The sequence below is a fragment of the Peptoniphilus phoceensis genome (assembly GCF_001517665.2).
GTDB lineage: Bacteria > Bacillota > Clostridia > Tissierellales > Peptoniphilaceae > Peptoniphilus_A > Peptoniphilus_A timonensis.
In genome coordinates this window covers 142,731-168,319 of record NZ_LN999808.1, presented here as the reverse complement: position 1 = coordinate 168,319, position 25,589 = coordinate 142,731, and the positions used below count along the sequence as shown (strand labels likewise).

At 32.9% G+C, this 25,589-nt stretch carries 27 protein-coding genes; 24 read left to right on the top strand and 3 right to left on the bottom strand.

Annotation, left to right across the window (positions count from 1 at the left end; translation table 11 throughout):
• Positions 1 to 183: 183 nt before the first annotated feature.
• Genes BN3657_RS02810 through BN3657_RS02800 form a run of 3 tightly spaced genes read left to right on the top strand, consistent with a single transcriptional unit; the run spans position 184 to position 2,682 of the window.
• Positions 184 to 885, top strand: coding sequence for a DUF5058 family protein (locus BN3657_RS02810; protein ID WP_062551687.1), 702 nt, complete (start codon positions 184 to 186; stop codon positions 883 to 885).
• A 10-nt stretch (positions 886 to 895) separates the two neighbouring features.
• A complete protein-coding gene (locus tag BN3657_RS02805) occupies positions 896 to 1,564 on the top strand; it encodes a hypothetical protein (protein ID WP_062551686.1) in 669 nt (222 codons plus the stop codon).
• Positions 1,565 to 1,572: 8 nt separating this feature from the next.
• The gene (locus tag BN3657_RS02800; protein WP_062551685.1) at positions 1,573 to 2,682 is read left to right on the top strand and encodes a M20/M25/M40 family metallo-hydrolase; all 1,110 of its coding nucleotides are present in this window, start codon (positions 1,573 to 1,575) and stop codon (positions 2,680 to 2,682) included.
• Between the two features lie 153 nt (positions 2,683 to 2,835).
• On the opposite strand, the gene rd is transcribed toward BN3657_RS02800, so the two are convergent.
• Positions 2,836 to 2,997, bottom strand: a complete 162-nt coding sequence (gene rd / locus BN3657_RS02795; protein ID WP_019139117.1) for a rubredoxin — start codon at positions 2,995 to 2,997, stop codon at positions 2,836 to 2,838.
• 163 nt (positions 2,998 to 3,160) lie between these two features.
• Between rd and BN3657_RS02790 the strand changes: the two genes are divergently transcribed.
• Entirely contained in the window at positions 3,161 to 3,553 is a 393-nt protein-coding gene (locus BN3657_RS02790; protein WP_062551684.1) for an ATP-binding protein, read from the top strand.
• 155 nt (positions 3,554 to 3,708) lie between these two features.
• Here the strand turns inward: BN3657_RS02790 and pepD are convergent, their stop codons facing one another.
• Positions 3,709 to 5,103 carry a beta-Ala-His dipeptidase gene (pepD, locus tag BN3657_RS02785; protein ID WP_062551683.1) on the bottom strand — a complete coding sequence of 465 codons (1,395 nt, stop codon included), beginning with the start codon at positions 5,101 to 5,103 and terminating at the stop codon, positions 3,709 to 3,711.
• Positions 5,104 to 5,110: 7 nt separating this feature from the next.
• Entirely contained in the window at positions 5,111 to 6,337 is a 1,227-nt protein-coding gene (gene tyrS, locus BN3657_RS02780; protein ID WP_062551682.1) for a tyrosine--tRNA ligase, read from the bottom strand.
• 201 nt (positions 6,338 to 6,538) lie between these two features.
• Here tyrS and BN3657_RS02775 point away from each other — a divergent pair, with 201 nt between their 5' ends.
• The 20 genes from BN3657_RS02775 to BN3657_RS02680 all read left to right on the top strand — a co-directional run bounded on the left by BN3657_RS02775 (position 6,539) and on the right by BN3657_RS02680 (position 25,587).
• Positions 6,539 to 7,717 carry an NAD(P)H-hydrate dehydratase gene (locus tag BN3657_RS02775; protein ID WP_062551681.1) on the top strand — a complete coding sequence of 393 codons (1,179 nt, stop codon included), beginning with the start codon at positions 6,539 to 6,541 and terminating at the stop codon, positions 7,715 to 7,717.
• Between the two features lie 133 nt (positions 7,718 to 7,850).
• Positions 7,851 to 8,108 (top strand): hypothetical protein, encoded by a 258-nt coding sequence (locus BN3657_RS02770; protein ID WP_019139440.1) that lies wholly within the window; start codon positions 7,851 to 7,853, stop codon positions 8,106 to 8,108.
• Positions 8,109 to 8,118: 10 nt separating this feature from the next.
• The gene (locus BN3657_RS02765; protein ID WP_019139439.1) at positions 8,119 to 8,388 is read left to right on the top strand and encodes a hypothetical protein; all 270 of its coding nucleotides are present in this window, start codon (positions 8,119 to 8,121) and stop codon (positions 8,386 to 8,388) included.
• A gap of 122 nt (positions 8,389 to 8,510) precedes the next feature.
• Entirely contained in the window at positions 8,511 to 8,855 is a 345-nt protein-coding gene (locus BN3657_RS02760; protein ID WP_019139438.1) for a type II toxin-antitoxin system PemK/MazF family toxin, read from the top strand.
• A 177-nt stretch (positions 8,856 to 9,032) separates the two neighbouring features.
• Entirely contained in the window at positions 9,033 to 9,785 is a 753-nt protein-coding gene (locus tag BN3657_RS02755) for a WecB/TagA/CpsF family glycosyltransferase (protein ID WP_019139437.1), read from the top strand.
• An 11-nt stretch (positions 9,786 to 9,796) separates the two neighbouring features.
• Entirely contained in the window at positions 9,797 to 11,746 is a 1,950-nt protein-coding gene (gene tkt / locus BN3657_RS02750; RefSeq protein ID WP_062551680.1) for a transketolase, read from the top strand.
• Between the two features lie 167 nt (positions 11,747 to 11,913).
• Positions 11,914 to 12,819, top strand: coding sequence for a DMT family transporter (locus BN3657_RS02745; protein ID WP_062551679.1), 906 nt, complete (start codon positions 11,914 to 11,916; stop codon positions 12,817 to 12,819).
• Positions 12,820 to 12,903: 84 nt separating this feature from the next.
• The gene (locus BN3657_RS02740) at positions 12,904 to 13,983 is read left to right on the top strand and encodes a hypothetical protein (protein ID WP_019139434.1); all 1,080 of its coding nucleotides are present in this window, start codon (positions 12,904 to 12,906) and stop codon (positions 13,981 to 13,983) included.
• A 2-nt stretch (positions 13,984 to 13,985) separates the two neighbouring features.
• Positions 13,986 to 14,864, top strand: coding sequence for a mechanosensitive ion channel family protein (locus BN3657_RS02735; protein ID WP_062551678.1), 879 nt, complete (start codon positions 13,986 to 13,988; stop codon positions 14,862 to 14,864).
• Positions 14,851 to 15,075 (top strand): DUF951 domain-containing protein, encoded by a 225-nt coding sequence (locus BN3657_RS02730; protein ID WP_019139432.1) that lies wholly within the window; start codon positions 14,851 to 14,853, stop codon positions 15,073 to 15,075. Before BN3657_RS02735 ends, BN3657_RS02730 begins: the two co-directional genes overlap by 14 nt.
• Before the next feature lies 1 nt (position 15,076).
• On the top strand, positions 15,077 to 16,285 hold the full coding sequence (gene ilvA / locus BN3657_RS02725; protein WP_062551677.1) for a threonine ammonia-lyase: 1,209 nt from the start codon (positions 15,077 to 15,079) through the stop codon (positions 16,283 to 16,285).
• 152 nt (positions 16,286 to 16,437) lie between these two features.
• Positions 16,438 to 17,262: a triphosphoribosyl-dephospho-CoA synthase gene (locus BN3657_RS02720; RefSeq protein ID WP_062551676.1), complete on the top strand. Its 825-nt coding sequence runs from the start codon at positions 16,438 to 16,440 to the stop codon at positions 17,260 to 17,262.
• The gene (gene citC / locus BN3657_RS02715; protein ID WP_062551675.1) at positions 17,255 to 18,247 is read left to right on the top strand and encodes a [citrate (pro-3S)-lyase] ligase; all 993 of its coding nucleotides are present in this window, start codon (positions 17,255 to 17,257) and stop codon (positions 18,245 to 18,247) included. The genes BN3657_RS02720 and citC overlap by 8 nt, the downstream gene beginning before the upstream one ends.
• Positions 18,234 to 18,761 carry a citrate lyase holo-[acyl-carrier protein] synthase gene (citX, locus tag BN3657_RS02710; protein WP_062551674.1) on the top strand — a complete coding sequence of 176 codons (528 nt, stop codon included), beginning with the start codon at positions 18,234 to 18,236 and terminating at the stop codon, positions 18,759 to 18,761. The genes citC and citX overlap by 14 nt, the downstream gene beginning before the upstream one ends.
• A gap of 301 nt (positions 18,762 to 19,062) precedes the next feature.
• Positions 19,063 to 20,352: a 2-hydroxycarboxylate transporter family protein gene (locus tag BN3657_RS02705; RefSeq protein WP_062551673.1), complete on the top strand. Its 1,290-nt coding sequence runs from the start codon at positions 19,063 to 19,065 to the stop codon at positions 20,350 to 20,352.
• A 15-nt stretch (positions 20,353 to 20,367) separates the two neighbouring features.
• Positions 20,368 to 20,649 (top strand): citrate lyase acyl carrier protein, encoded by a 282-nt coding sequence (gene citD, locus BN3657_RS02700; protein WP_062551672.1) that lies wholly within the window; start codon positions 20,368 to 20,370, stop codon positions 20,647 to 20,649.
• A 4-nt stretch (positions 20,650 to 20,653) separates the two neighbouring features.
• Complete coding sequence (gene citE, locus BN3657_RS02695; RefSeq protein ID WP_062551671.1) at positions 20,654 to 21,553, top strand: citrate (pro-3S)-lyase subunit beta; 900 nt, start codon at positions 20,654 to 20,656, stop codon at positions 21,551 to 21,553.
• Complete coding sequence (gene citF, locus BN3657_RS02690; RefSeq protein ID WP_062551670.1) at positions 21,543 to 23,090, top strand: citrate lyase subunit alpha; 1,548 nt, start codon at positions 21,543 to 21,545, stop codon at positions 23,088 to 23,090. Before citE ends, citF begins: the two co-directional genes overlap by 11 nt.
• 265 nt (positions 23,091 to 23,355) lie before the next feature.
• Entirely contained in the window at positions 23,356 to 24,264 is a 909-nt protein-coding gene (locus tag BN3657_RS02685) for a hydroxyacid dehydrogenase (protein ID WP_062551669.1), read from the top strand.
• A gap of 3 nt (positions 24,265 to 24,267) precedes the next feature.
• A complete protein-coding gene (locus tag BN3657_RS02680; RefSeq protein ID WP_062551668.1) occupies positions 24,268 to 25,587 on the top strand; it encodes a GntP family permease in 1,320 nt (439 codons plus the stop codon).
• The last annotated feature ends 2 nt before the right edge of the window (positions 25,588 to 25,589 follow it).

Below are 25,589 nucleotides of genomic sequence, written 5' to 3'. Positions count from 1 at the left end.
AATAACTATAAAAAATTTTCCTAAAAAACTTTACAAAAACCTATCAAAGCGTGATAAAGACTCTATTTTATGGAGTCTTTTTTTGTTTATTTTTTATAAGTATTGTATTAATGTATAGATTTACAAGAAAAAAGTGTTGTGTTATACTGTCGATAATTTATTCAAAAAAAGGGAGGAATAATTATGAAAGATCAATGGCAGTTTGCCAACAGTCCACTAATGTATGTGGCTTGTTCTGTTGGTATAATCTTAGTTCTTTTCCAAGGAACATACCTCTTGAGGCGTGCCTTAAAGGCAACAGAGGAAATGGAAATGGATAAGAAAAGAATCAAAAAGGGAATAGTAACAGCATTAGTTGCTTCTATTGGACCAGCACTTGGCATTTGTGGATCCATACTTGCACTTATAGTTACTTTGGGTGCACCTGTAACGGCCCTTAGAATGTCAGTAATTGGCGGGACAAATTATGAAACTATGGCTGCAAATTTTGGTGCAAAAGCTTTAGGTTCAGAACTTTCTACTACAATGGATCCTACAGTTTATGCCAATGCCCTTTGGACACCGGCACTTGGTGTAATGGGCTGGTTAATTTTTATGATAATCTTTGGACACAAAATGGAATCAGTAAATCACGTCTTGACTGGCGGAAGAAAGGCACTTCTTCCAGCAGTTTCCGTTGGAGCAATGCTTGGAGCCTTTGCATATTTTTGTGTTGACAATTTATCAAAAATAAACACAAACCCAAAGGTTACTTTTGCAACTGTATTTGGCTTTATAATTATGTTTATCTGTCAAAAACTTGGAAAAAAATATTCTTGGTTAAAAGATTGGGGCCTTACTTTTGCAATGTTTATTGGTGCAATAGCAGCACAATTAATTTTTTAAGGAGGAAAAAATGACAGCTTACGAAAAATTTTCTAAATCAATTCACAACTTTGGAAGACTTACTATGCTTCTCGGTATGATTGCTGTACTTCTTCCACCAATGTTAATGACTTTTTATTTTGGATTTAACCCAGGACTTGCAGCTATAATAACTGGCGCAATTTCTCAAATTTCTGTATCAGGTGCCTTTTATTTTTCAGAACCAATAGCAAATTATCCAATTATTGGACCAGCAGGTTTATATATGTCAATTTTATCTGGAAATAGTGTAAACTTAAAAATTCCTGCAGCGGTTTCTGCAATTTCAGGTTCAGGATACAAACAAGGAACAGATGAAGGATCAATGATGGGAACAATTGGAATAGCTGTTTCAATTTATGTTGCAACATTTTTTGTAATTTTATCAACAATTTTTGCTCAAACAGTTATTGTGAATTTGCCAGGAAATGTTAAAGAAGTTTTGACGCTTATAATTCCAGCACTTTATGGAGGAATATTTGCACAATTTTCTGTTAAATCTTTTAAAACAGGAATATTTGCCCTGGTAGTTGCCTTTGTAATGTCCAAAATAGTTGGATTAATTCCTTTTAATGCAACTTTTTTAATAACACTTGTGACAGTTTTCTCATCAATTTATTTTGCGAAAACTCAACTTGAAACAATTAACAAGAACTCATAGGAGGAAATATGAAAAATTTTAGTAGAGATAAACTTTTAGAAATTTTTGAAGACTTGTTAGAAATTCATTCACCTTCATACAAGGAAAAAAAAGTAGCTATGTATATAATAAATTTTGTAAAAGAACTTGGAGGAGAAATTTATTTAGACGAATCACAAAAAGAATATGGAGGAAATTCTCCAACAATTTTTGCAAAATTTAAGGGAGAGGGAGAAGGTGTGACTTTTTCATCTCACATGGATGTAATTGAGCCTAACAAGGATTTAAAAATTATAAAAGAGGATAAAATTTGGAAAAGTGATGGCAAGACAACTCTTGGAGGCGACGACAAGGGTGGACTTGCAGCTATTCTCTATTCAATTTATTATCTTGTTAAAAATAATATTAAACACAGAGATATTTATGCAATTTTCACACCAGCTGAGGAAGTGGGAATGCTTGGCGCAAGAAATATAAATTGGGAAGAAGTTTATAAAAATATGAATCCTGCAAAAAATATGATTGTAGTGGATAATGCTGGAGCTTGTGATAAAGTAGCATATAAGGCTCCAACTTCTTATTCTTTTACTTTTAAGATAAGAGGAAAATCTGCCCATGCAGGAATAGAACCTGAAAAGGGAATTTCAGCAATTGTCCTTGCAGCAAAGGCAATATCACAATTTAAAACTCTTAGGATTGATGAATTTACAACATCAAATATTTCAGAAATTCATTCAGATTTCCCAACAAATGTTGTGCCAGCTTATGTAGAATTTTCTGGAGAGATAAGGGGACACGATAAGGATCACGTTCTTGAAATTTTAGAAGAATATAAAAAAATAGTTGGAGATTTGACAGAAGATTTTGAATTCGAAAAAACTCTCGATTATCCAGCTCTTGCTCCTAGAAATATGGAATTTGCTAAAGAAATTTTGAAGTCCTATAAAAATGTGGGAGTAGATGCCAAAGAAGTTATAATTGGTGGCGGATCTGATGCCAATTTTTTCGCTGACCAAGATTTCAACTCTCTTATAGTTGGTGTTGGAATGGAGAAAGTTCACACAAAAGAAGAATATATTGTCCTAGATGATTTGGAAAAGACAACAAGGGCAATTATAGATTATTTAAAATTAGATTAAAATAAAAAGTCATGTGATATTTGTAATTTAAAAGATAAACTCACATGGCTTTTTCTTTATAAAATATTATAAAAATCTAGAAATAAATATAAAAGATTTAACTAAATTATAAAAATTCACAAAAAAAGAAGGCACAAGGCCTTCCTCAAGAAATTATTCAACAGGTTCGAAGTCTGATTTTTCAGCTCCACACATAGGGCAAACCCAATCTTCAGGTAGATCTGCAAATGCAGTACCAGCTTTAATTCCGTTTTCTTCGTCGCCTACTTCAGGATCGTAGATATATCCACAAAGTGTACATTCATATTTTTTCATGTTTATCTTCCTCCTAATAAAATTACTTGCTATGCAAGCTTATTATCATTATAACAAATTGATAAATATAATACAGTAAAATTTTAAAATTAATAAATCTCAATGTTTTGGAGTTTAAATGGACAAAGTTATGGGTACTTTTTAAATAGATGGAGTGAGAATTATGGATACTTTATATAGATTTAATGGTTCTGTAAACAGCGATATATCTTTGATAAAAAGTTTTTTGGATTCAGCCATGACAGATTTATACTCTTACATAGCTGATCAAGAAAAGCTTTTTGACATAAAAGTTATATTAAACGAGCTGGTTATAAATGGAGCTATTCATGGAAATCAAGAAGATTTGGATAAAAAAGTTTCTTTAAATTTAGTTTTAAATAACGACTGTTTAAAAATTATTGTTTGTGATGAAGGCATGGGAGTGAATTTTGACACCTCCTTATATGATTGCGAAGAAAAAAAGTGCAATGGGAGAGGTTTACTCATTGTTGAAGCCTTGACAGATGAACTTATCCTAAATCAAAATGAAGTAATCGCAATAAAAAATCTCTGAGACTTTATTAATTTATAAATTATATATATGTAAATTTATGTAATTTATTAATTTATAAATAATAGAATAATTTTAGGAAGAGAAACCTTTAGGGGTTTCTTTTTTGTAAAGTAAAAATGGCTGCCTCTTGACAGCCATAAATTTTTATAATAATTTTATTTAATTTCTTTTAAAACTTTCTTTAAGTGTTCGTAAACTCTATTAGTTGATGAAATTGAAAGAGTTTCTTTTTGAGAGTGGGCACCTGTGATATCTGGTCCAATGGAAACAATGTCAAGTTCTCTATTTTTTGTGAAGAAAACTCCGCATTCAAGTCCACCGTGAGTAAATTCTTCTTCCATAGAAGATCCACTAAGTTCTTTATAAATTCTTTCTACAAGTTCTCTAAAGTCAGATTCTTCTCTGTATTCCCATTCAGGATATGGATTTATAAATTCAGCTTCTGCGCCGTAATTTTTTACAATGTCTAGATAAATATTTCCAAATTCTTCTGAAAGAGAAGAGCTTGCAAATCTAAGGGAAACAAAAACTTCTATTGCATCATTAACTTTTTTTGCAATTGCAAGATTTGATGAAGATTCCAATACTTTTTTCTCTTCATTAATGAAAGTGTGTGGTCCAGTTGGAAGTTCAAGTAAATATTTTGCAAGTTTTTCTGTAGATTCTGCTGTTAGAACTCTTCCTTGGTGAGAAGTTTTTTCACACTCAATAGTAAGTTCACCAGCAACATCCTTGAATTTTTCTTTTACAAATTTTATTGCATCATCAAGAGATTTTTCGTCAGCAACAAGACTTACTTTTCCTTCTCTAGGTATTGCATTTTGTTTTGTTCCGCAGTCTATATCAATTAATTTTGCATTATCAACTTTATTTAGGATTTCTGCAATTACTTTAATCATATTGCCCCTGTTGTTGGCAATTTCCATACCAGAGTGGCCACCTAAAAATCCGTGAAGATTAAGTTTAAAGGCATCGCCAGAATAATCTTCTTCTTGAAATTTAAATTTAGATTTTAGAAGTTTTCCACCTGCAGATGAAACTGTTAGTATTCCTTCTTCTTCTGAGTCAATATTGATTAAATATTTACCTTCAAGATATTTTGCATCAAGGTCTTTTGCCCCGTGCATGTCAGTTTCTTCTGATACAGTTACAATAATTTTAAGAGGTCCATGTTCTTCTTCGGCAAGGGCAAGTGACATGGCAACACCAATACCATCATCGGCACCAAGTGTTGTGTCGTTGGCGTGAAGAGAATCTCCTTCAGTGAGTAATTCTATTGGATCAGTTTCAAAATTGTGCTTTGAATCTTTTCCCTTTTCACAAACCATGTCCATGTGACCTTGTAAAATTACCTTTGGTCTATCTTCCATGCCCTTTGTAGCAGGAACTTCCATTATAATATTTAGGCTTTCATCTTGGACAACGTCGTAACCTTTTTCTTCTCCAAATTTTTTTAGAAAATCAGAAACTTCTTTTTCATTGCCAGATTCTCTAGGAATTTGTGATAATTTTTCAAAATAATCAAATACTTTTTTTGCTTCTAAATTCATATTAACCTCACTTTATAATAACTTTGTGGTAAATTTTTTTACCCTTTCTTATGATAATTTCTCCATCTTTGAAATCGTCTATTGTAAGTTCAAGTTTAGGATCAGCAATTTTTTCATCATCAATTGAAACTCCATCTTGAGTTATAAGTCTTCTTCCTTCAGAGTTTGTTTTTATAAGTCCAAGTTCTGTCATAAGATTTAAAATTCCAACAGGTTCTTGGAACTTTTCCTTGTCAAATTCTGTTGCAGGAATATCTTCAGATGCCTTGTCGCCACCAAAAAGTGAATGGGATGCATCGAGAGCAGCCTTTGCAGCTTCTTCGCCGTGAATATCTTTTACAACTTCGTAAGCAAGCACTTCTTTTGCCTTATTTATTTCTGCACCTTCTAATTTTTCGTATTCAGCAATTTTATCAAGTGGAAGCATAGTGAGAAGCTTCATAAATTTAATTACATCTCTATCGTCACAGTTTCTTAGGTATTGGAACATTTCATAAGGAGTAGTTTTCTTTGGATCAAGCCAAATTGCTCCAGCCATTGTTTTACCCATTTTTATACCAGCAGCAGTTGTTAGAAGTTTAAAAGTCATGGCATAAACTTTGTCGTTTTCAAGTTTTCTAACAAGTTCATAACCACCAAGGATATTTGACCATTGATCTGATCCACCTACTTCTAATTTACAGTGGTGTTTTCTATATAAATATAAGAAGTCGTAAGATTGCATTAACATATAAGAAAATTCAAAGAAAGTTAGTCCTTGTTCCATTCTATTTTTGTAGCAATCGAATTGTAACATCCTATTTACAGAGAAGTGAACACCAATTTCTCTTACAAATTCTAAGAAATTTAATTTTAAAAGCCAATCAGCATTGTTTTCAATATAACCCTTGCCATCAGAAAAATCTAAGAAATTAGAAATTTGTTCCTTAAATCTGGAAGCATTGTAGTTTATAGTTTCTCTATCCATAAGAGTTCTCATGTCGCTTTTGCCAGATGGATCTCCAATAGTTGTAGTTCCACCACCAAGTAGCGCTATTGGAATGTGACCTGCATTTTGCATGTGTTGCATTACCCTAATTTGGATAAAGTGACCAAGAGTTAGAGAATCGGCTGTTGCATCAAAACCAACATAAAAAGTAACGGCTTCTTTGCCAAGCATTTCTCTTAGCTCATCTTCATAGGTACATTGATCTAAGTAACCTCTCTCGCTTAAAATATCATATACATTTTCCATAAATTCCTCCAAAAAAATAAAAAGGACCCCAGGAACGAAAGGACGCATTCGTGGTACCACCTTTCTTCGCCGAGGCCTCAAAGATTAAAAAGACTCCAATATTGTAATTCAGCTTTCGCCTACTGTATATCTTCAACGTCAAATATTCATACTATTTATGATATAATAATCGAAAATAAAAAAAATGTCAATGGTGATAGCATGCTTGGTATAGATATAGTTGAAGTAAATCGAATAAAAAAGTTAATGGATAAAAATGAAAACTTTTTAAATAAAGTTTTTAACGAAGATGAAATAGAGAGAATAAAAAAAAGAAAAGTCCCCTATGAAAGAGCAGCAGGGATTTTTGCAGCAAAAGAAGCAATTGCAAAAGCTTGCGCTAAGGGATTTGGAGAGCTAGCTTTTAAAGATATAAAAATAAAATATATAGGAGATATTCCTTATGGGGAAGTTTTTGCAAAAAAATTTGAACTTTCTATTAGTCATGAGAGAAATTATGCAGTAGCTGTGGCGAGATTATGTGGAGAAAAAATTGTGGAAAAAGAAATAATTATAGATAGGGAAATGAAGTCCCTTTGGAAAAATAGAGATGATTTTGGACACAAGGGAGATTTTGGAAAAATTGGAATTATTGGTGGATCTATGGGCATGACTGGTTCTTCTTTTTTATCCTCAAATGCTGCTATAAAAGCAGGAGCTGGTCTTGTCTATAATATTGTGCCAAGAGAAATTTTTGAAATAATGTCCATAAAATTTGTTGAGCCAATAGCAAAAAGCTTTGACGATTTAAATGAAATGGAGGAATTTTTAAAGGGACTTGACGCAATTGCAATGGGGCCAGGCATGGGTCTTGGTGCTTATGCAAAAGAAGTATTTGAAAGGACAATAAAAATAGATAAAAAACTTTTAATAGACGCAGATGGACTAAATCTTTTGTCCAAAAAATTAAATTTATTGGAAGGAAGAAAGGATTTTTCAACAATACTTACTCCTCATGAAGGTGAATTTGCAAGATTAAGTGGCTTATCCCTAGATGAAATAAAAAATAATCGTGAAAAACTTGCAGTGGAATTTGCCAAAAAACACAAGATAATATTAGTTCTAAAGGGTCATGAAACAATAGTTACAGATGGAGAAAATATTTATATAAATGAAACTGGAAACTCTGGCATGGCAACAGGTGGATCAGGGGATGTCTTGACTGGAATAATTTCTGCATTTATGAAAAATTATAGTCTTTATGACGCAGCAAGACTTGGAGTTTATGTTCATGGACTTTCTGGAGATATTTATGCAGACAAAAATTCTAAGACAAGTTTGAGGGCCAGAGACTTAATAGAAAACCTAAGCACAGTATTTAAAAATTTTGAAAAAAAATAAATTTGTTTTTTTTTTTTGATTTATAATAAAATTAAAGTAAGGTAACCCGAGCTCTGCTTAAATATTTACATGTAAATATTAAAAGAATCGAAAATTAATTTATTATAAAAGTGAAGGTAGATGAAGAAATTTTATGAAATCATATCCATTTAAAGTCCATGCCTTTTGGCAGATCCTAAACATTTTTGTCCTAATTACAATGTCAGAGTCTGTCAAAAATCATAGAGATCCAATAATTGTAGCCTTGCCCGGTTTGTTGGCTCTTGTTTTAAATTTGATTTGGATAAAAAAAGAAAGAGACAATTGGAGCAAGGGATACAAGATAGCCATGGGTATTTATGTAGTAGTTTTAATTTTATTTACAATTAGTATGGTTAGGATGTCAATGTAAGGGAGTTATTATGTTTAAAAATAGAAAAATACTTTTTATAATTTTATTTGCCCTAGATATTTTTTATACATATCTTGCACTCACTGGAGTGGCAGAATTTTTTCACAGGTTTAGAGGGCCAATCTATGTACAAGTTCTTTGGTTTGTAGTAGTTTTTGCACCGGCAATTGTTCACTACCTACCAGGAGGAACAAAATATAATTTAAAGGAAACAATGAAATATACCATTCCTTTATTTGTTATGATTGCAATAAATTTTGTAATGCCAATGTACTTGTAATAAATTTTTAAAAATAATTGCATTCTAAATGAAAATAACAAGAAGAAATGTGATAGAATAGTATAAAGGTTGCTCATAGATCAATCTTTTAAATCTCTCTCTCGCCTTAAAAGGTGAATATTATGATGATAAAAAGAGGGGACATATTCTATGCCGACCTGTCTCCAGTCATTGGATCGGAACAGGGAGGAGTAAGGCCCGTAGTTGTTGTTCAAAATGACATTGGAAACAAGTATTCGCCTACTATAATTGTAGCTGCAATAACATCTCAACTTAACAAGGCGAAGCTACCAACCCATGTTAATGTAAAAGCTAAAGACGTTCCACTGCCAAAGAATTCTGTAATTCTTCTAGAGCAGCTTAGGACAATCGACAAAAAAAGGTTGAGAGAGAAAATCGGTAGGTTCGACAAGGATGTTATGCAAGAGGTGGATGCGGCAATAAGAGTTAGCTTGGCGATAAAATAATTGAGCAACATACATATTGACTATCTCGCAAGAGGTAGTCTTTTTTTGTAATTATTTTTAAATAAAATAAGGTTAATATTATTTTTAAATTTTATATATATGTTTTTTAGATTTTATGAGATATTTCTTTATAGAAAAGCTCCTTTCTATGTGATAAACTTATTAGCGGAGAGATTTATGGAAAAAGTAAAGATTTTTGGAGTTGAAATTTTTAATATTGATAATTCTCAGTGTGAGAAGATTTTAAGAGAATTTTTACATGGAGATTCTCTTAAAAAGATTTATACACCTAATACAGAAATTGTAATGGCTGCCAAGAGAGATGAGGATTTAAAAAATCTTGTGAACTCTGGTGATTTAGTCCTTGCAGATGGTATTGGCTTAATCTATGCATCTAAAATGAGAAATAAACCCTTAAAGGAAAGAGTCACAGGTTACGATACTTCTATTAAATTACTTGAGCTTGCTGATGAAATGGGTCTTAATTTATATTTCTTAGGTGGCAAGGAAGGTGTTGCAAGAGATGCAGCAAAAGCTGTTAATGAAAAGTATAAGAATCTCACAGTGAAGGGATTTCACAATGGTTATTTCAATTCCAAGCTAGATGGAGAAAAATCTAGCGAAGAAGAAAAGATAATTGAAGAAATAAATTCTAAGGATATTGATATTGTCTTTGTTGGTTTTGGCTTTCCTCGTCAGGAAAAGTGGATTGATGCTTGGAAAGACGATTTAAAGGCAAAAGTTATTATTGGAAATGGTGGAGTCTTAGATATTTTATCGGGAAGAGCAAATAGAGCGCCTGATATTTTTATTAAGCTTGGTCTTGAATGGCTTTATAGGCTTATAAAAAATCCTTCTAGGATAAAAAGGCAAATTGATTTGCCAAAATTTTTGTTGGCTGTAATGAAAGATAAAAATTCAATTGAGTGAGGAGTGGAATTTTGAATATCGAAAATAAAGCGGTTAATACTATAAGAATGCTGTCTGTTGACCAAATTGAAAATGCTAATTCAGGTCACCCAGGTTTACCTCTTGGTGCGGCACCAATGGCATATTCTCTTTTTAAGAATCATTTAGTGAGAGATTCTAAAGATTTAGATTGGAAAAATAGGGATAGATTTATCCTTTCTGCAGGACATGGTTCGGCTCTTTTATATTCACTTTTTTACCTATTTGATTATGGTTTAAGTCTTGACGATTTAAAAAACTTTAGACAACTTGACTCTAAGACACCAGGTCACCCAGAGTTTGGACACACAAAAGGTGTTGAAGCAACAACTGGACCTCTTGGTCAAGGTATAGCAATGGCAGTGGGTATGGCTATTGCAGAAGAAAAACTTGCTGCACTTTATAATAAAGAAGATTTAAAACTAGTTGATCACTATACTTATGCCCTAGTGGGTGATGGATGCCTAATGGAAGGTATTTCTAACGAAGCATCATCTCTTGCTGGCACATTAAAATTAAATAAGCTAATTGTGCTTTATGATTCAAATAAGATTTCCATTGAAGGCTCAACTGATCTTGCCTTCTCAGAAAATGTTCGTCAAAGATATGAAGCTCTTGGTTGGGACACTTTCTTAGTAGAAGATGGAAATAATCTAGAAGAAATAAATAAAAAAATTGAAGAAGCGAAAAAATCAGAAAGACCTGCTCTTATAGAAGTTAAGACAAAAATAGGCTATGGATCACCAAGAGAAGACTCTGCCAAGGCTCATGGTGAACCTCTTGGCAAGGAAGATAGAAAATCAACTCGTGAATTCTTTGAACTTCCAGATGAAGACTTTTATATTTCAGAAGATGTAAAAGAACACTTCAAAAATTTAGTTGAAGAAAACACAAGAAAAGCCAATGAAAAGAAAAAAATCGAAGAAGAATATTCTAAGAAATATCCTCAAGAATATGAAGATTATTTAGATTCCTTTAAAAGAGAAAAGAAGGATTTGTTAGAAGATTCTTACTACGATTCTTTCACAAAAGACATGGCAACTCGTGCCATTTCTGGAGAAGTTTTAAATAAAATTGCAAGAGATAACATCCATATATTTGGAGGATCAGCAGATCTTGGTCCATCAAATAAGACTATGTTAAAGGGAGAAGAATATTTTTCAGCTGAAAATAGATCTGGCAGAAATTTAACTTTTGGTGTTCGTGAAAATGCCATGGGTGCAATTACAAATGGAATGCTTCTTCACGGAGGATTAAGAACTTATGCAGCTACATTCTTAGTTTTCAGCGACTACTTAAAACCAACAATTAGACTTGCAGCTCTTATGAACATTCCAAATGTCTATATCTTCACTCACGACTCCATTGGAGTTGGAGAAGATGGTCCAACACACGAACCTATTGAACATCTTGCAATGTTAAGATCTATCCCTGGAGTAATAGTTTTAAGACCTGCCGATGGACGTGAAACTGCAGCAGCCCTAAACCTTGCCTTTAATTCAAAGAACACACCAATTGTTCTTGCACTATCAAGACAAAATCTTCCACAACTTGAAAACTCATCAAGAGAAGTAAATAAGGGTGCTTATATAATTAAAAAAGAAGAAGGAGAACTGGAAAAAATTGTTATAGCAACAGGTTCAGAAGTTTCTCTTGCACTAGAAGCAGCAGAAGGACTAAAGGGAGTGCGTGTAGTTTCAATGCCTTCTATGGAACTTTTCGATGCACAATCTTCTGAATATAAGGAAAAAATTCTTCCATCAAATATAACAAAGAGAATTTCTCTTGAAGCACTTTCTTCCTTTGGATGGCACAAATACATTGGCATGAAGGGTATGGCAATATCAATTGATACCTTTGGTGCTAGTGGAAAGGGATCAGAAGTCTTTGAAAGATTTGGATTTACCAAAGAAAATATAAAAAGAAAAATTCAAGAATTTTAATAGAATATAGAAGAGGAGGGCGACCTCCTTTTTTAATATAAATTTTTATTTGCAGTTTTAAATTTGAATTTTTTAAAATTTTAATGACTTATAATAATTTTTAGGACATCAATAGTTTGGATAATTATTTTTATATTATATAAAATTTACTAGATTGGAGGGTAGAAATGAAACTTATAAAAGAAAAGAGATGGGCAATAGTCTTTTCACTTTTGGCAATGCTACTTTGGGGATCTGCCATTCCTCTTATTAAACTAACCTATATCCATGCCAATATCTTGCCAGACGATCCAGGTGGGAAAATTTTTATTGCTGGCATAAGGTTTTTTATGGGAGGACTTTTGACCTTCATCTATTTTTTTCTTTTCAACAAGGAAGAAGTGAAGAGGGAGAATGTAAATTTTAAATTTATTTTAATTATTGGATTGTTGCAGACATGTTTGCAGTATGGTTTTTACTATATTGGACTCTCCAACACTTTGGGGTCTCTTACTGCAGTTATTCAGTCATCAAATGCTTTTATCACAGTTTTGTTTTCCGTTCTCTTAATTAGTGATGAGAAACTTACTAAGAGAAAGGTCGTAGCCTTACTTGTTGGTTCAATTGGTTTACTTATAACAAATTTAAACTCACAGGGAAGCTTCCACTTTAAGTTTACTGGCGAAGGTTTTGTCTTAATTGCACAAACAGTTAATGCTCTGTCCAGTGTCCTCATAAGAAAGTATGCTAGGAATTTAAATGGATTTCTTCTAACTGGTTCACAATTTTCCCTTGGAGCTCTGCCACTTATAATTATTGGGGCATTGACAAAGACTTCTACTGTAAACTACGACTTCCTTTTATTCCTAATGTTATCTTATGGGGCCTTTATTTCTGCAACAGCCTTCACAACTTGGACCTTTGTCCTTCAAAATCACAGCTCCAGTGAGTTTGGAATTTATAAACTATTTATTCCAATTTTTGGGACAATTTTATCGATTCTTGTACTTGGAGAAGAGCTAACTATGAATATAATCTTGGGATTATTTTTCGTTCTTTTTGGGGCAATAATTTTAAACAAAAAAATCTTATAAATAGGGGGCAAAGCCCTCTTTTTTTATGGCATTTAAATGCAAAAGTAAAAGTATAAATGTTATAATGAAATCGGGAGTGGTATTTTGAAAATTAAAAAAAATCACGCAATTATTTTATTATTACTTGTAATTTTTATAGGATTTATATATTTTAATCACAAAAACTTTTCTAAAGACAGAACTATTGTAAGACTCAAGGGTGTAAGTGTAAATGAACCAATTCAGGATTTTAGCATTTCATCAAAGTCTGTATTTTTGTGGGCTGATCCAGTTTTATATATCACAGACAAAGAAGGCAATATTGTCAAAAAAATTCAAAGAGAAGATGAAAATATAGAAGCTTTTTTTGCAAATAATTATGCTTTTCTTTATGAAAAAGATTTGGGTAAGGTTCACATGTATTCAGAGATGGGAGAACTTTTATCTACCACTGATGTCAAAGGAGATATCTTTAATATTTCTTATGAAAATGCCAACATAATTTTTCACATAATAGATGAAAAAAATGAAATTTTGTACTTAATGGGCAATGATTCAACTCTTACAGAAATTTATAAAACTGGAAATCAAATTTTAACTCACGATGTTGTAGATGATAAAAATCTTTCAGTTGCAGAAATAAAAAATGATGCATCAGGTTACAGTTCTCTTATTTACAATTTGAACAAGGGTGAAAAGAAAAGTCAGGTCCTAAATCATGAAATAGTAATGTTTCTAAAAAAAGATAAGAGATCTCTTTTGGCTTTGACAGACAAATCTATTTACAGGTTTATGAATTCAGGCACAAAGTATGAAGACAAGGTTCCAAATATTTCCGATATCTTAGTTGAAGGCAAAAAAACTTATCTTCTACATTCAGGGATAATTACAGAGTACAATTATATTTTAAAACCAGGAGAAAAAAAGATAATCGCAGCTAATGTCAACAAGATGGAAAATATCTCTGGTTCAATTTATGTATATGGACCTAGTGATGTTGGTGGAGAAATTGGAAAATCAGGAGAATTTTACACAAGGCTTGGATATTCTCTTGACAAGATAAAGATAAATGGACTTCTCATAGGGGCCCTTAGAAATGGCGACTTGAGTTTGTACTCAGTTGTAAATTCAAATACAACAAGAGAAGAAGATAGTAAAATAGAAACAACTTACAAAGAGGTGTAATAGTGAATATAGATAAAAATACAGGAGCAGTAGCAGACGAGGCGGATAGAGCCCTTAGATCTACCTTTGGTGGACTGGAATCTTGGGAAAGGCTTCTTGTAGTTGCCCTTGTAATTATTGGAATTTGTATAATTTTAAGGCTTATAGATTCTTTTATAAATAAACAGTTAAATTCCGAGAAAATAATGGAAAAAGGATCTTACAATAGAATTGTAACAGTTACAAATTTAATAAGGCGTGCCATAAAAGTAGTTTTAATTTTTATTGGAGTGACAATAGTCATGAGCGTCTTTAACATTTCCATAGCTCCAATTATTGCAACTCTTGGAGTATTTTCACTGGCAATAGGTGTTGGGGCTCAAAGTCTTGTTAAAGATTTTATAAATGGATTTTTTATTATTTTTGAAGATCAATATTCTGTTGGAGATTTAATCGAAATAGGAGAAATCGAGGGCATAGTGGAAGATTTAGGACTTAGGGTCACAAAAATTCGTGACTTTGATAAAATACTTCACGTTATTCCCAATAGTAATATTTCCATTGTTTCCAATAAAGAAAGAGCTAACATAAGAACCAAAATTGAATTTTATTTGGATAACTCATGTGATCCCGACTTTGTAGAAGAAAAAATAAAAGCTTCTATTGAAAAATATAGGGACCACAAAGATATGGTAATGGGACCAAATTTTTGGGGAGTTACAGAAAATGGAAAAGACGCATATAAAATGGCTCTTGTATATTACACAAGACAAGGTCATCAATACGATCTTGAGTATGCTCTTAGATCAGAAATTTTAAAAACAATGCAAAGAGAAAATATTAAATCTCCTATGATTAGGAATAAATTTATAAAAGGAGAAGATAAAGATGCTTTACTATGAATTAGGCGATATAGTTACTCTAAAAAAAGGACATCCCTGCGGAGAAAACAAATGGGAAATAGCAAGAAAGGGTGCAGATATGAAATTAAAGTGCCTAGGTTGTGACAGAGTCGTTTGGATGAGCCGCATGGATTTTGAAAAAAGAGTGAGAAAAATATTAGAAGGAGAAAAATTTGTAAGTATAGTCCATCATAAAAAAGAAGGTGAATAAAATGGACGTGAAAGAAGTTTACGCTGCCAAAGAGAGACTTGAAGGTCATATCAAAAAAACACCTGTAGTTTATGCACCAAATCTTGGCGATGATATTTATTTAAAAGTTGAAGTTCTTCAAGATACAGGATCCTTTAAACTTAGAGGGGCTTATAATAAAATTGCAACCCTATCTGATGAAGAAGCAGAAAGAGGGGTTGTGGCTTGTTCTGCAGGAAATCACGCCCAAGGTGTTGCAAAATCAGCAAGCGAGAGGGGAATAAGATCTGTAATCTGTATGCCTTATCACGCTCCTCTATCAAAAGTAAAAGCAACAAAAAGTTATGGAGCTGAAGTAAAATTAATAAAAGATTCCTTTGACGATGCAGCCGCCTATGCAAAAAAATTATCAGAAGAAGAAGGCTACACTTTTATAGCTCCCTTTGATGACGAAAAAATTATTGCAGGACAAGGAACAGTTGCTCTAGAAATCCTTGAAGAAGTAAAAGACATTGACATAATAGTTGTCCCAATAGGTGGCGGCGGACTAATATCTGGAGTTGCCCTTGCAGCAAAATCAATGAATCCAGACATAAAGATAATAGGAGTTCAAACACAAATTTCTCCATCTATGTATGAATCAGTTAAAGAAGGAAAAATTTTAACTGTCAAAGGTGGTTCAACAATAGCTGATGGGATTGCAGTAAAAACCCCTGGCAAAATTACATATGAACTAGTAAAAAAATATGTAGATGAAATAGTTCTTGTGACAGAAGGAGAAATCTCTTCAGCAATATTAACCCTTCTCGAAGAAAACAAAATAATAACAGAAGGTGCAGCAGCATCAACAGTGGCAGCCCTAATGTATAAAAAATTCAGCCACAAGGGCAAAAAAGTTTGTTGTGTCTTATCTGGAGGAAATATAGATGTCACTAGAGTTTCAAAGGTTATAGAAAAGGGACTTTATAAAACCAATAGACGCATGGAACTTAGAATAAAACTAAATGACCAACCAGGTCAAATATCTAGAGTGTCAGAAATTTTGGAAAAAGAAGGAGCTAACATAGTTCAAATTGGTCAAAACATAGACTTAGTTGGGGATACAATAGACTCCATGATAGTTAGCGTCGTAATTGATACAAAGGGAAAAGATCACCAGGATCAAATTTTGACAGCACTAAATCAACACGCCTATGTCTATAAAGCAAGATATAACGACGCCCAATTCTAAGTTATAACTAATTTATAAAAAATTAAAATTATCTAGTAAATTGAGAGGCTTTGCTCTCTCTTTTTTTTATCTACAAAAAATGTGAGTGTGCTAAACAAAAATAAAAAGTAGATGAAAATTTTTTTATTTATTATAATGAAGGCGGAGGGATTATGTTAAATTCAGATAAAATCGCAAGGCTTGCTACTTACGCTCTCATATATGAAGTATCACTTAGCCCAAAGCCAGGGCTTGTTAGTTTAATAGATAGAGGAGCCCATGATGACATGGACTACATGGACTTTTTAAAATCTTCTTTAGTTCTTTTTGATTACTTTAAAATTGCTTATGAACTTGGAGAAAAATCAGATGGAGAAGATTTTTTAGAACTTAGAGAATATGGGAAAGTTTATGAGAATAAAATGATGGAAGCCACTGCTGGAGCTAACACTCATAAAGGGATTATTTTTTCTCTAGGTCTCATGGTTTATGCGACGGCTATTGAAATAAATAAAGAAAAATTTTCTTTTGAAAAAATTATCAATCGGGTAGCTTATTTAAATCGAGGAATAACAAAAGAATTAGAAATATATAGGGCGAGAAGTCATGGAGAAAAGAATTATAAAAAATATGGACTAAAAGGTATTAGAGAAGAGGCTGAAGAAGGATTTAAAAAGACTCTTTTGGGACTTGACTTCTTAAAGAAAGTTGAGAAGAAGACAAATTTTGACTATGCACTTACTGGGACTCTATTTTATTTTATGTCTCTTATAGAGGATTCAAACATAATTAAAAGAGGAGGGCTTGAAGGTCTGGAGTTTTTAAAAGAAACTTCAGCCTATGTACTTGAAAACAAATTGTACGAAAATGAAAATGGAATGAGAGAAATCAAAAAGATAAATGAAGAATACAAGAGGAGGAATCTAAGTCCAGGTGGTTGTGCTGACTTTTTGATTCTTACCTTGTATTTTTATCTCCTGGAGGGAAACATTGATTGATTATAGACAAGTTATGAAATTTGAAAAAAAGGATGTTGAAAAATTCTTGGAGGGCTTTGACATAAACTACGAGAGGGACGTGGATTATACAATTGTTGCTCTTGATGGCGACAAAATTGTTGGGACAGGGTCTTGTTCTGGTAGGGTTTTAAAATGCTTTGCCATAGACACAAATTATCAAGGTATGGGAATTACAAACTCAATAATAACAAGACTACTTGACTACCAATACCAAGTTGGAAATAAGCATCTTTTTATTTTCACTAAACCAAAAAATATTAAAATTTTTACAGATTTTGGATTTTCTTTAGTTGAAAAGACAGACGATGTTGCTCTTTTAGATAATAAAATTGACGAGCTAAATCAGCTTTTAAAAAATATTGAGGATAAAAGGGAGTCTGGAGCAATTGTAGTTAATGCCAATCCCATGACAAAGGGACATTTATATTCAATTAACGAAGCGAGAAAAATGACAGACCTTTTACACATTTTTATGGTGGAAGAGGATGGATCAACATTTCCTTATGACTTTAGGTACAAGATTGTAAAAGAAGAGCTGGAAAAGTTTGATGATATCGTTGTTCATCCTGGCAACGACTATATAATTTCAAAAAATACTTTTCCAACATATTTTTATAAAGATGAAAAAACTATCTTAAAGGCTTATTCAGAGCTTGACACAAAAATTTTTGGAAAGTATTTTGCCAAAAGCTTAAATATCAAAAAAAGATTTGTTGGGACAGAAGATAAGGACGTTGTGACAAAAAATTACAACGAAACCATGGAAAGGATTTTGCCAGATTATGGCGTAGAAGTTGTTGAAATTCCAAGGACAAGCCTGGACAATGAAATAATTTCTGCATCAAAAGTTAGGACCCTTTTAAAAGAAAGAAAATTTGAAGAAGCTTACAAATTTTTGCCAGATGCGACAATTAAGGCTCTAAAGTCAGAAGAAGGGCAGAGGATAATAAATGAAAGACTCTAAAATATATTCCATGAATAGGATGCTTGAGGCTAAGGAAAAAAGATACTACAAAATAAAAAATCTTACAGAAAAATATAAGGCCCCAGTTCTATCTTTTATGTTAAACATTCCAGGTGAAGAAAAAAATTTTATAGAAGCTGTGGATTTTCATAAAAAATATATAGAAAAGATAAAAAAACTTTTGAAAGAAAATAAAATAAAAATATTATTCGAAGATTACGAAAATTTAGTTACAGGAATGGAGTATATAGCAGTTCTCAACGGCAATGGAAGTTTAATAAAAAAACTCATGATTGAAGTAGAGGAAAATTCTCTAAGTGGAAGGCTTCTCGACTTGGATATTTACGATAAGAATTTTTCACAAGTTTCAAGATCTTCACTGGGACTTCCAGAGAGGAAATGTATAATTTGTGGCGACACAGCAAGAAGCTGTATCAAGGAAGAAAGACACAAGCTAGAAGAACTAGAAGAAAAGGTTAGGGAGATTATAAAAAAAGATTTGAAAGAGTTTTAAATTTTAAAGATATCATATATATATATATATAAAATAAAAAGTTAAATTAAATATTTAAAATAGTTTATAGAATAAAGATAAGAAGTTTTTAATGGAACTTTTTATTTTTTTATTTAGACCTTTTTAAGGCTTGAAAACATCTTATTTAGCAAAAATTTTTAATATAAACCGAGAAATCAAACAAAAATATTTTGTTAACATGACAATTTAATGTTTGCTTCAAATGGCTATATTTAGACCTTCTTTCTCTTGCTTAATAAAGCAGTTGTAGGGTATTATAGAAGAAAAGGAGGTTTTTTCTATGAAGAAAAAATATTTTGGACTTAACCTTCCTATGCTATTGATATTATCTATAATTATTTTTATAGCAACATATTTGGGAGTTTTGTCAAAAGATTTAGCGGGCGGAGTTGCCCTGATGTTCGCAATAGGTATTATTTTATATGAAATTGGTGAGAGAATTCCAATTTGGAACACTTATGTTGGTGGTGGACTTGTTCTTGCCTTCTTGGGTACAGCAGCTTTAGTTTATCTACATGTTATTCCAGAAGAGTATGCAGAACTTATTTCATCTGTTAACTCTAAGCCAATGGGAGTTTTAAACTTCTTTATCATCATGCTTATTACTGGTTCACTTCTTGGACTTAATAGAGACCTTATGATTAAGTCTTTCGCAGGTTATATTCCAGCAATTCTTGGTGGAGTTTTAGGTGCTGCTATTCTTGGAATAATTGGTGGACTTTTCTTTGGAGTCTCACCAGCAAACACAGTTTTAAAATACGTTCTTCCTGTAATGGGTGGAGGTAACGGAGCTGGTGCTGTACCTCTAAGTCAAATTTATGAAAGAGTAACAGGGGACGATGCTGCAAACTACTATGGTTTTGCAATATCTATCCTTACAATTGCTAATATCTTTGCTATTATTGCTGGAGGTATTTTAAATAAACTTGGAAGTAGTAAGCCAGGACTTACAGGAGATAAGAAAACTCTTATGAGATCTGCTCCTGAAATTGAACAAAATGAAGAAAAATTCACAACTCAATTAAAGGATTATACTGGAGCTATTTTAATGGGACTTACTTTCTATCAACTAGGTAGACTTATAGCTGATAAGGTTTGGGATCCACTAGTTCCTTCAGTTCCAATTCACCCATTTGCCTTTATGATTATTTTAGTTGCCCTTGCTAATGGCCTTGGAATTATTCCAGGATCACTTAGACAAGCTGCAAAGGAAGTGCAATCTTTCTTCACAAAAAACATTGTAATCTTAATTATGGTTGGTGTTGGTATTGAAACCGATTTACTTGAACTAAAAGAAGCTATCACTTTAGGTAATGTTATTATGTCATTCTTAATTGTTGTTGGTGCTGTCATTGGTTCAGGATTTGTTGGTCACCTTGTAGGGTTCTACTTCGTTGACTCTGCTGTAACTGCAGGACTTTGTATGGCAAACAGAGGAGGATCTGGTGACTTGGCAGTTCTTGGAGCAGCTGACAGAATGGATTTAATTTCTTATGCACAACTTTCATCAAGACTTGGTGGAGGAATAATACTTGTTATAGGATCAATACTCTTTGGAACGCTCATGTAGACAGGAGGGATTTTTTTGAAACTAAAAAAAGAAGCAATGGCTGGAACTCTTGAGTCAAATGATATTTTAATAACAGTTGACAACGGCGAAGGCATAACTATTGAACTTGAAAGTTCAGTAAAAAAGCAATTTGGAAAACAAATTGAAAAAGTTATTAGAGAAACTTTAAAAGAATTAGATGTAGAAAATGCAAAAGTTGCTGCAGTAGATAAGGGTGCCCTTGACTACACAATTAAAGCAAGAGTAGCGGCAGCATGTTTTAGAGCAGCTGAAAGTACAGAATATAATTGGAGCTGATATTTTGAAAGAGAGATTAAGAAGAACGATGATGTTTCTTCCAGGAAATAATCCTGCAAACATCACTGATGCTCATATTTATGGTCCTGACTCAATTATGATCGACCTTGAAGATGCTACGAGCATCAATCAAAAAGACGCGGCAAGATTTTTGGTTTATAATGCATTAAAGACTTTGGACTATGGAGATACTGAGGTTGTTGTTAGAATTAACGCCCTTGATACTCCTTTTGGACGTGAAGATATTAAGGCAGTTGTTAAAGCTGGTGTAGATGTAATTAGATTACCTAAGTCAGAAACTGCACAAGATGTTAAAGATGTAGATGAAATTATCACAGAAGTTGAAGAAGAAATGGGTTGCCAAGGAAGAACTCTAATGATGGCAGCTATTGAATCTCCAACTGGTGTTATTAACGCAGTTGATATTGCAAAAGCATCACCAAGAATGATGGGTATTGCTTTAGGAGCAGCTGACTACGTTACAAATTTAAAGACACAAAGGTCATCTCATGGTTGGGAACTTTTCGCAGCAAGAAGTCAAATTGTTTTAGCTGCAAGAAATGCAGGTATTGCTTGTTTTGATACAGTTAACACAAATCTTGATGACATGGATGCTTTTAGGGAAGAAGTTCAATTTATTAAGGACCTTGGATTTGACGGAAAATCTGTCATCCACCCTAAACAAATTGCAGTTGTAAATGAAGTTTATACACCAACTCAAAAAGATATTACGAAATCACTTCGTATTATTGCAGGTTCTAAGGAAGCTGAAAGAAAGGGTTCTGGAGTTATTACTGTTGACGGCAAAATGGTTGACTATCCAGTTATTGCTGGCGCACAAAGAGTTCTAGACCTTGCAGTTGCAAGTGGCGTGCTAAAGAAGGAGGATATTGATGAACTATAATAAAAACGCAGTAGGAAGAGATATCCCTGAATACCTTGAAGGCATTGGCGAACTTGTTCCTTTCAAAGGCGAAGGTAAATATCTTAGAACTGATAAAAAAGCTTCTCCAAAAATTAGATATGGAAATAGAGATGAAAAGAAACTTCTAGGATCTATTGAAGAAGCTGTTAAGAAGAGTGGACTTAAGGACGGAATGACAATTTCTTTCCACCACCACCTAAGAAATGGTGACTATGTTGTAAATATGGTTATGCAAGTTATTAGAGATATGGGTATTAAAGATTTAACTCTTGCTCCATCATCACTTTCACCATGCCATGACAAATTGATTCCACTAATTGAAGAAGGTGTAATCACTGGAATTCAATCATCTGGACTTAGAGGAGAACTTGGAGAAAAAATTTCTGGGGGTATCCTTAAAAAACCTTGCATCATCCGTTCCCACGGTGGACGTGCAAGAGCTATTGAAGATGGGGAACTTCACATTGATGTGGCCTTTTTAGCAGCGCCAGCATGTGACGAATATGGAAACATAAATGGTAGAGAAGGAAAAGCTGCATGTGGATCACTTGGTTATGCCATTGTTGATGCACAGTATGCTGATTGTGTAATTGCGATTACAGATAACCTTGTACCATTTCCAAATATCCCTGCTTCAATTGGCATGATGTATGTTGATTATGTTGTTGAAGTTGATGCAATTGGTGATCCAAAGGGAATTGTTTCTGGATCAATTAGATTTAACGATAACCCACGTGATTTATTAATTGCAAATAATGCTGTTAAGGCAATTAAGGCATCTGGACTTTATAAAGATGGATTTAAATTCCAAACTGGTGCAGCAGGTTCAACACTTGCAGTTGCAAAACTTCTTCGTGAAGAGATGAAAAAAGATGGAATAAAAGCATCAATGGCACTAGGTGGCATAACTGGTTATATGGTGACAATGCTTGAAGAAGGCCTAATCGATGGAATTTATGACACACAATCCTTTGACCTTGACGCAGTAAGATCAATTCGTGAAAACAAGAAACACTTTGAACAAGCTGCATCTTCTTATGCAAATCCAAATAATCCAACACCTGCAGTTAATACGCTTGACTTTGTCCTACTTGGAGCTCTTGAAGTTGACACTGATTTTAACGTAAATGTAATGACAAGATCAGACGGAGTTATTAACCAAGCAGTTGGTGGTCACCAAGATACAGCACCTGGTGCAGAAATGTCGCTTATTCTTGCACCACTTGTTAGATCAAGAAACCCAATTGTCAAAGATAAAGTTACAACAGTTTGTACACCAGGAGAATCAGTTGATGTAATTTGTACTGATTACGGTATAGCTGTTAATCCAAAGAGAAAAGACTTAATCGAAAAATTCCAAGAAGCTGGGATTGAACTTAAAGACATCAAGGAACTACAAGAAATGGCAGAAAAACTTACAGGCAAACCTGAAGAAGTTGAATTTTCTGATGAAGTAGTTGCAGTTGTAGAATACAGAGATGGTTCTATAATTGATGTCATTAAAAAAGAAGCTTAAAAGTAAATCTAACTATACTCATTTAAAGGGAGGCACTAGCCTCTCTTTTTTTGCGGAAAATTTGAAACTTGTAATATATTGATTAATATATTAGTGAATTAAATAGATTAATATTACAAGATTACTAAACAATAAAACCACAATAAAAACATTATAACATTCAGATATAGGCATAGACCTATTCAAATATAACAAATTTAGACTTTGAAAAACGAAAAGAAGTGAAGTAATATTATGTTAAACAGATGAATAGGAGGTGTAAGCAATGAAAATATTAATAACAGAAAAAATTAACCAGAAAGGATTGGAGATGATAGAACAGTCGGGATTTACAGTAATAAATGCATATGGAAATGAGGAAATAATAAATAAAAATATTTCAGAAGTAGAGGGAATTGTTGTGAGGACATTTCCTTTGAATTCTAATCTATTAAAGAAAGCAAAAAAACTAAAAATTATCAGTAAACATGGAGTTGGAATTGATAATATTGATACAGAATATTGTAGTAATAACGGTATAGTTATAACAAAAACTCCTGGAGCTAACAGCCTTTCTGTAGCTGAGCATGCTTTTAGTATGATGATATCGTTGTCAAAAAACTTAAAACATATTTCTAAAGAATATGTAGCTAATGGATTTGAGGCTAAAAATAATATAATAGGTTTTGAAATGTCCAATAAAACGTTAGGAATAATTGGTCTAGGATCAATTGGACAGAACTTACTTAAACTAACAAAAGGGTTTAATATGAAAGTACTAGCTTTCGACCCTTACTTGAAAAACAAGGTTGATGGGGTCAAAATTGTTGAAGAAATTGAGGAGTTAATAGTATCAAGTGATTTCATATCCATACATTGTGCACTAACAGATTCTACAAGAAATCTTATTAATTATGAAAAATTAAAAAAAATGAAAAAAAATGCTATTTTAGTTAACTGCGCTAGAGGAGGAATTATAAATGAAAATGACTTAATTAAGGCAATAAATGAAAATTTAATTTATGGAGCTGGATTGGATGTTACAGAAAAAGAACCTCTAGAAAAAGATGATGAGTTATTTAATCATGATAACATAATTATAACTCCCCATTCTGCTGTTTCAACAAAAGAGGCGTCAGAAAATGTAGCTATTATTGCTGCGACAAATATCATTAATTATTTTAAGGAGGAATAGAAAATGAGCAATACATATGTTTTTATTGTTTTTTTTGCCATGATATTTTTATTAATATTGCTTGTAGCAAAGTTTAAAATTCATGCAGTTACTTCATTATTCTTTGTTTCCATTCTACTTGGTATTTTAATAAAAACACCTATTAACGAAATTCCAAAAATATTAAATGAAGGATTCGGCGGAACAATGAAAAATGTTGGTATAATAATCCTTTTAGGAGCTTTATTAGGTGAGGTTATGAGTAATACTGGAGCAGTATTAAAGATTACCCAGCAATTTATAAAATGGTTTGGAAAAAAACATGCAATAGCAGCTGTAGGTGTAAGTGCTTATATAATGGGTATTCCAATATTTCCAGATACAGTAAGTTTGCTACTAATTCCTATGTTAACGAACCTTGCATCAGAAACCGGAATATCCATGATGGCGTTTGCCGGAATTGTAGGAATTGGTGTAACAACATCTTCTTTGGTCCCACCAACACCGGGTCCAGTAGCAGGAGCAGCTCTATTAAATTTACCATTAGGGCAGGCTATTCCATGGGGAATTATTGTTTCAATTCCGGGGTTGATTGCGACTATTATTTATTGCAAAACATTAAAAAAACAAGTTCCCTTGAATGATGCATATTTAAAATCAAGTGACGAAAACATAAAACTACCATCGTTTGCGACATCAATAACACCTATAGTTATACCTGTAGTTCTAATAGTATTAAATACAGTTATTAACACTATTTATCCAGATAGTACATTATCGAGCACTTTTGCATTTATAGGTTCACCTGTAATTGCGTTAACTATAGGTTGCCTATATGCGATTATTTCGCAAGTAAATAATTGGTGGAAAAATGATGACGTTAAAACGAATTGGATAGACAAAGCGTTATTAGGAGCTGCGGGTCCTGTGTTTATTACGGCTCTAGGTGGATCTTTGGCAGCATTTATAAAGAATGCTGGAGTTGCTGAAATGTTAGCTGACATGATTATTAATGCGCATATACCAGGAATATTTGTTCCAATGTTAATTGCGTTGTTAATAAGATCAATTACAGGATCGAATACATTAGGTGTTACGACAGCAGCTGCCTTATGTCAACCAATGCTCGCGAGCCTAGGCATTTCACCACTAGCAGCATATTTATCTATGTGTTCAGGAGCCGTTATAGTCAGTCATGCTAATAGTTCAGGATTCTGGCTTGTTAGTACTATGTGTAAGTTAGATGTTAAAGATTCTTTCGTTGCTATTAGTGGCGCTTCTGCCATATCAGGAATATTTTGTTGTGCAACGACTCTAATTTTATATTTCTTAGGAATAATTTAAAA